Source organism: Lysinibacillus sp. PWR01 (genome assembly GCF_043359455.1).
In the GTDB taxonomy this organism is placed as follows: domain Bacteria; phylum Bacillota; class Bacilli; order Bacillales_A; family Planococcaceae; genus Lysinibacillus; species Lysinibacillus fusiformis_F.
Window position 1 is genome coordinate 61,112 of sequence record NZ_JBHERJ010000012.1, and the last position, 6,233, is coordinate 67,344.

At 38.0% G+C, this 6,233-nt stretch carries 6 protein-coding genes; 4 read left to right on the forward strand and 2 right to left on the reverse strand.

What is annotated here, in order from left to right; all coding sequences use genetic code 11:
• The first annotated feature begins 122 nt into the window (after positions 1 to 122).
• Entirely contained in the window at positions 123 to 1,040 is a 918-nt protein-coding gene (locus tag ACEVFT_RS01555) for a LysR family transcriptional regulator (RefSeq protein ID WP_393947758.1), read from the forward strand.
• 16 nt (positions 1,041 to 1,056) lie between these two features.
• On the opposite strand, the gene ACEVFT_RS01560 is transcribed toward ACEVFT_RS01555, so the two are convergent.
• Positions 1,057 to 1,938 carry a LysR family transcriptional regulator gene (locus ACEVFT_RS01560; protein WP_393947759.1) on the reverse strand — a complete coding sequence of 294 codons (882 nt, stop codon included), beginning with the start codon at positions 1,936 to 1,938 and terminating at the stop codon, positions 1,057 to 1,059.
• Between the two features lie 113 nt (positions 1,939 to 2,051).
• On the opposite strand from ACEVFT_RS01560, the gene ACEVFT_RS01565 reads away from it, so the two are divergent.
• Positions 2,052 to 3,071 carry a YeiH family protein gene (locus ACEVFT_RS01565; protein WP_393947761.1) on the forward strand — a complete coding sequence of 340 codons (1,020 nt, stop codon included), beginning with the start codon at positions 2,052 to 2,054 and terminating at the stop codon, positions 3,069 to 3,071.
• Positions 3,072 to 3,183: 112 nt separating this feature from the next.
• On the opposite strand, the gene ACEVFT_RS01570 is transcribed toward ACEVFT_RS01565, so the two are convergent.
• Positions 3,184 to 3,516, reverse strand: a complete 333-nt coding sequence (locus tag ACEVFT_RS01570) for a heme oxygenase (RefSeq protein ID WP_205446209.1) — start codon at positions 3,514 to 3,516, stop codon at positions 3,184 to 3,186.
• Positions 3,517 to 3,735: 219 nt separating this feature from the next.
• On the opposite strand from ACEVFT_RS01570, the gene ACEVFT_RS01575 reads away from it, so the two are divergent.
• Together ACEVFT_RS01575 and ACEVFT_RS01580 are read left to right on the forward strand one after the other, a co-directional pair.
• Positions 3,736 to 4,422 carry a response regulator transcription factor gene (locus tag ACEVFT_RS01575; RefSeq protein WP_205446208.1) on the forward strand — a complete coding sequence of 229 codons (687 nt, stop codon included), beginning with the start codon at positions 3,736 to 3,738 and terminating at the stop codon, positions 4,420 to 4,422.
• Complete coding sequence (locus ACEVFT_RS01580; RefSeq protein ID WP_393947764.1) at positions 4,406 to 5,821, forward strand: ATP-binding protein; 1,416 nt, start codon at positions 4,406 to 4,408, stop codon at positions 5,819 to 5,821. The genes ACEVFT_RS01575 and ACEVFT_RS01580 overlap by 17 nt, the downstream gene beginning before the upstream one ends.
• The last annotated feature ends 412 nt before the right edge of the window (positions 5,822 to 6,233 follow it).

The following is a 6,233-nucleotide window of genomic DNA, read 5'->3' on the forward strand; positions in this document are numbered from 1 at the left end:
TTTAATCTCTCCTCATTCTATCTAGCGTAAAGTGAAATAAAATCCATATGATTTTACTATAAGGCTCGTTAATGATATAAGTAAAATTAATAGTTCATATAATAGCTATAAGAGGTGCTTATATGATAGGGAAATTAGATTTATATCGTGTTTTTAGTGTTGTAGCAAAAAATAATAGCTTTTCAAGTGCAGCAAAAGATTTATATATGACACAGCCAGCTGTTAGTCAGGCTATGATGCAATTAGAAAATGAGCTTGGTACACGTCTTTTTAATAGAACCCCTAAAGGTGTGACATTAACAACAGAGGGCAGCCTTCTTTTTGAATATACAAATTCAGCTTTAGGGCTTTTAGATACTGGTGAAGAAAAGTTGCTTGAATTTAAAAATTTAACAACAGGGCAATTAAAAATAGGGGTAGGTGATACTATTTCACGCTTCTTTTTAATGCCTTATTTAGAAGCATTCCACACAATGTATCCGAATATCAACTTGCAAATGCTAAATGGTACTACCTCTGAAATATGTAATTTTATTAAATCGGGTGAGGTAGATATAGGATTTTGTAATTTTCCAATAGAAGATTCAACATTACAGTTAACGGTATGTACAGATATTCAGGATATTTTTGTCTGTGGGGAAAAATATAAAACACTTTCATCTAAAAGTTTAAGCTATGAGGATCTTTTGAAATTTCCGCTTATCTTTCTAGAGAAAAAATCAAATTCACGGAAGTATGTGGAAGATTATCTCTTTGCAAGAGGGGTTCATATAGAACCAGAGTTTGAGCTAGGTTCACATGATTTGGTACTAGAATTTGCTCGTAGTAACCTCGGCATTGCATGTGTAACAAAGGAATTTTCAAAGGACTATCTTCAACGAGGTCTTCTTTATGAATTAACTTTAATGGAAAGTATTCCAGCAAGAAGTATTGGTATGTGTTATTTGAAGTCAGTGCCCCTTTCTAGAGCTGCGACGAAATTTGTCGAAATCATTGAAAATAAGCGTTTCAATACGAGAAGAACGATAAAAAAAGCTTAGCGACGAGAAAAGTCAGCTAAGCTTTCTTAGTTAAGACATCAATCAATATGTCGACATTGCGCTTATTTTTTATCGTTGGTGAGCAAAGATAAGAAAATGTTCGCATAAAGTGCTGCCCTTCAAGGGGCAAAATGGTCATATCTCCATTTTTTAATTCACGTTCTATAACACAGGCAGACAATAAGGAAAGACCAAGTCCCTGTATAACACTCTCCTTTACTCCCTGATTACTGCTAATGGTCAAAAGCGTTTGAATCTGCAGACCATTTGCTCTGAATAAATGATCCAGATAATAACGTGTTCCAGAGCCTTCTTCACGCGCAACCCAGCTTTGCTGCTGGAGTTTATCAGCAGTAAGAGAATGTTGCTTTGTAAGAGGATGATTACTGGCACTGACAATAAATAGCTCATCTTGCATAAATGGCTTAATGACGAGTTCATTATCATGAGCCTGCCCTTCAATTAAACCAATATCGACTTGCAGCAATTTTGTATATTGAATGATTTCTTTTGTATTGCCAATAATAATTTGAAGTTCTAGTTGTGGGAATTGTTGCTGTAGGCTGGCTATGATTGGAGGCAATATATATTCACCAATCGTAAAGCTTGCACCAATGACTAGTGTACCTTGTACCTCTTGATGATAGGCAGCGATATCTTCTTTTGCAGCTTCAGTGATAGCCATGATTTGCTTTGCTCGTTTATAAAGAATTTCACCAGTTGGTGTAATTTGCACCGATTTTGGTGAGCGAATAAATAAGGTTGTTTGTAATTCTTGCTCTAGGTTCTTAATGTGTAAGCTAACACTTGGCTGTGAAATATGAAGTATTTCAGAGGTCTTCGTAAAATTATTGACCTCGACCAGTGTGATGAATGTTTTTAAAGCATCATATTGCATATCTCCACCTCTATTATTAGAAATATTAATAATAACGATTATATATATGTATTTTACTAATAGTGTGCTCTTTATTAAAGTAATAATCAACAAGGGAGAAAGAAGTGAACAACATGGTTAATAGACAGAATAAAGTAAAATCCACCCTTAATCCAAATTTCTTGAAGGGAATATTGTTAACACTCCTTATTGCTTTAGTAGCGAAATATATTGCCACATTTCCTTTCTTTTCGATATTGGGACAGTTGGTTATTGCCATTATATTAGGGATGGCTTGGCGAGCAGCATTTAAAGTACAGGATTCATGGCAAGTAGGTATTGGATTTTCCAGCAAGAAGCTATTACGCTTCGGTATTATTTTATTGGGCATGCGCTTAAATTTGGCAGATATTTATCATGCGGGAGCAAACGTTTTTTTAATTGCAGTCATTAATTTGCTATTTGCATTAATTGTTGTGTATGGGCTAACAAAAATATTTAAAGTCGATCAGAAGCTAGGGATTTTAACGGCTTGTGGGACAGCCATTTGTGGAGCTGCTGCAGTAGTGGCAATCGCACCACAAATTAAAGCAAATGAAAAGGAAACTGCCGTAGGAGCCGCGATTGTTGCGTTATTGGGGACTATATTTACACTTATTTATACGGTACTCTATTCCATCATCGATTTAACACCTTCTGCGTATGGTATTTTCGCAGGTGGTACATTACATGAAATTGCTCATGTGATTGCAGCTGCCTCTGCTGGTGGAAATGAAGCAATTGATATAGCAGTTATCGTGAAACTAACACGTGTTGCCCTGCTCGTACCTGTAGCGATTATAATTGGTATTTTCTATCGAAGAATGGACAAAAGCGAAGAGAAAAAGGCGTTTTCATTATCGATCATACCGTGGTTTATTTTAGGCTTTTTAGCGATGAGTGCTATCAATTCTTTAGGAATTATACCAGCGAATGTATCGGCAGCATTTGTAAATATTGCTTATATCTTAATTGCTATGGCAATGGCCGGTCTGGGATTAAATGTTGAGATCAAAACATTTAAGGAGCTAGGAGTAAAGGCATTTATTGCAGGTTTAATTGGCTCAGTCTGTCTATCCGTACTGGGCTATCTACTAGTCATTCTTTTATATTGATTTAGTCAATGATTCTTATACCAAGAAAAAAGACCCTGCATGATTGTTCAACATGCAGGGTCTTTTTAGATAGAATCAGAAGATAATGTATAAGTAATTTAATTGTCGTTCATTAACTTAAAGCTTCGATAGAAGATGCTAATTCAGCCACTACAATTTTGCTGCCGATAATTGGACTGTCAGCTTTTTCTCCCTCAGAACCTGAATTTGGACGTTGATGGGCTGCAGCAAATGCATCGCTATTACGCCATGCTTGGAAATGCTCCTTGGATTCCCAATACATATTAACACTCATTTCGTCATAAGTAGGATCATCGGTTGAAATTAATACCTCTACTTTATGAAAGCCTTCAAACTGTTGTAGAGGACCTGGCTTTGTAAAATTTGGTGCCATTCTCGCAGCAAAACCGGGTTTTACTTGAATACGATTCGTTACAATAATCATGCTTTTACCCCCCTTAATTTCATTTACTAGGTTTTCGAATGAATTATCATTGATTATCATTCGCACTCAATGATAAGTGGCTTAGGAAGACATTGTCAATAGATGACCTCTATATATTCTCTGCTAGTAGTTTTTGAACTATGGATAGGCTGACATTTAACTGACATAATCCGATGCTATAATGAACATAAGAGCAAACTAGTAACGAGGTGATTGACTTTGGCAAACATTTTAGTAATAGAGGATGAATATGCAATAAGCCAGGTTTTAAAGGTGTATTTACAAAAAGTGGGTTATAGTGTGACACAATGTTTCAATGGTGGCCAAGCCTTGGACATGTTTCGTGAAACACAGCCAGACCTAGTGTTGCTAGATATTATGTTACCAGAAAAAAATGGTTGGTCCATTTTAAAAGAAATAAGAGAACGAAGTATCTGCCCTGTTATCATGTTAACAGCATTAGGAGAGGTTAATTACCGTCTAGAGGGGTTTGATCATGGAGCAGATGATTATATTGCCAAGCCTTTTATCGCAGATGAAGTTGTTGCAAGAGTGAGGGCTGTTTTAAGGCGTGCTGAAGGCAGCCCAGATGCATCTGTTATTAAGCGGTATGGGTCTCTAGCAATTGATTGTAAAGCACATAGAGTATTTTTGGGTGGAGAAGAGATTGTATTAACGCCAAGAGATTTATCGGTGCTTATGTTTTTAGCTGACCATCCCAATCAAACATTTACCCGTGATCAGCTTATAGATCAAGTGTGGGGCTGGGAGTATGAAGGTAGTGATCGTGCCGTAGATTTAGCCATAAAGAGACTTAGGAAGGCATTAAAAGAATGGGATGAGGCAGAAGGAGAAATAAAGACACTACGTGGATTGGGGTATCAGCTAAGTGTTCCAAAAAAATAAGCGTATATCCTTACTCCAATATTGGACGAGCCGTTATTTACTAACACTTTTCATAGGCTTAGCTATTATTTCGTTAATCTCAGCAGCATGGATTCGTCATACAACATTTGAAAATCGATTAGAATTGATGGAGTTTTTAGCAGATGAGACGGTCTATCGTTTAACGGATACAACAAATCCTAATAATGGACCTATAAAGGGTATTCCAGGTTTTATAGGGGATCGAGAGCGTTTTAATATGAAAGAGATCGATCCGATTTTGTACGTTGTAGATACTGAGGGCAATATACTGACAAGCAACCGTCCAGTACCACCTGGTAGTGCCAAAAATGTAGCTGGCTTGTTGGATGGAAAAGAAGGTACTAAGGAAATAAAGGATGGACTTGAACCTGAATATGTGGTGAAAAGAAAGATAGAAAATAATAATGAGTTATTGGGCTGGGCCCTGGTGATGGAGAAGAAGGAGAATTTAACAAGGGTTAATCAAGCATATGGACAGCTTGCCATATTAATAGGAGCGTTAGCTTTATTAGGCTGGATCGCTATTTACTTTTTGTCAAAGCGCTTGGCCCATCCCATTAAACAAGTAGCAGAGGCTGCCAAGCATGTACAGGAAGGCAATTATGCAATTGATTTGCCTCAAGATAGTAAGGAAAAAGAGGTCTATGAGCTTGTTTCCTCCTTTAAAAACATGGCAAATAAATTAGAACAGTTGGAGAAAACTCGAACGGAATTACTAGCAGGTGTCACCCATGAGTTGAAAACACCTGTCACCTCTATAAGTGGTTTATTACAGGCGGTAAGAGATGGTGTTGTAACGGGACAGGATGCTATGGAATTCATTGAAATGGCTATGGTTGAAACGACAAAAATGAAAACAATGGTTGGGGACTTACTTGCCTTTAATCATTTTGCTGTCGATGCTATCCCCGTGCAGATAGAGTCCGTAGATGTTAATCAGCTACTGAAAGAGGCGGTGGCACAGTGGGAAGTAATGCAGGAAGAGGAACATGTAAAAGTTCATTTACATTTGTTAGAACAACCTATGCTGGTACAGGTAGATATTGTTCGTGTCCAACAAATCATTACAAACCTTTTAACCAATGCTAAGCAGGCGATGGACAAAGGAACCATCACCTTGACGTTGATAGATCAAGGGGAAACTCTGTCGGTGATGGTGAAGGACACAGGTCATGGTATCCCTCTAGAGGATCAGGCATTTATTTTTGAGCGCTTTTATAGAGGAGAAAATAAAAAATATACTGTTCGCGGCTTGGGTTTAGGATTACCACTTAGTAAAATGATGGCCCAATCTGTCGGAGGCGATTTGCGATTAATCGAAAGCAATCCCTCTGGAACACACTTTGAATTAGTACTGCAAAAGGCTACTACGCTATAAGAGCGTGGTAGCCTTTTCATGTTGTTGAAAAAAGATAATGTCAACGGCAGAAAAAGCAACTTTACAAGGTGAGGGGTTGATTTCCGTTCCGCCAGCGTCCTTTCCAGGGGGCGTCCGATGAGCCGCTTCACTCACTTACGTTCGCTCCAGGGTCTCCTCAGTGACGCTAAATCCCCTAGGAGTGACGCTGGCTCCACTCCAATCAACCATTCTGCAAAAGTGTCTTTGCTGTATCTTTCATACTGGTCGTAGCGAACAAAATAACCCATTATTTGTATTCTTAGAGGGGATGAGCTCTTATTTTCAATGTGGAAAAGTGATGCGTGACAACACCCCTCCGTAAAGAGTAGTGAACACCTTCACTTTATCTGAAAACCGTTGCTAAAGTTAACATTTTGTAGGTTGGAGTGGA

Excerpts from the sequence above, each read along its gene's own strand:
- ACEVFT_RS01555 (WP_393947758.1), top strand. The coding sequence starts at position 123 with ATGATAGGGAAATTAGATTTATATCGTGTTTTTAGTGTTGTAGCAAAA.
- ACEVFT_RS01560 (WP_393947759.1), bottom strand. The coding sequence starts at position 1,938 with ATGCAATATGATGCTTTAAAAACATTCATCACACTGGTCGAGGTCAAT.
- ACEVFT_RS01565 (WP_393947761.1), top strand. The coding sequence starts at position 2,052 with ATGGTTAATAGACAGAATAAAGTAAAATCCACCCTTAATCCAAATTTC.
- ACEVFT_RS01570 (WP_205446209.1), bottom strand. The coding sequence starts at position 3,516 with ATGATTATTGTAACGAATCGTATTCAAGTAAAACCCGGTTTTGCTGCG.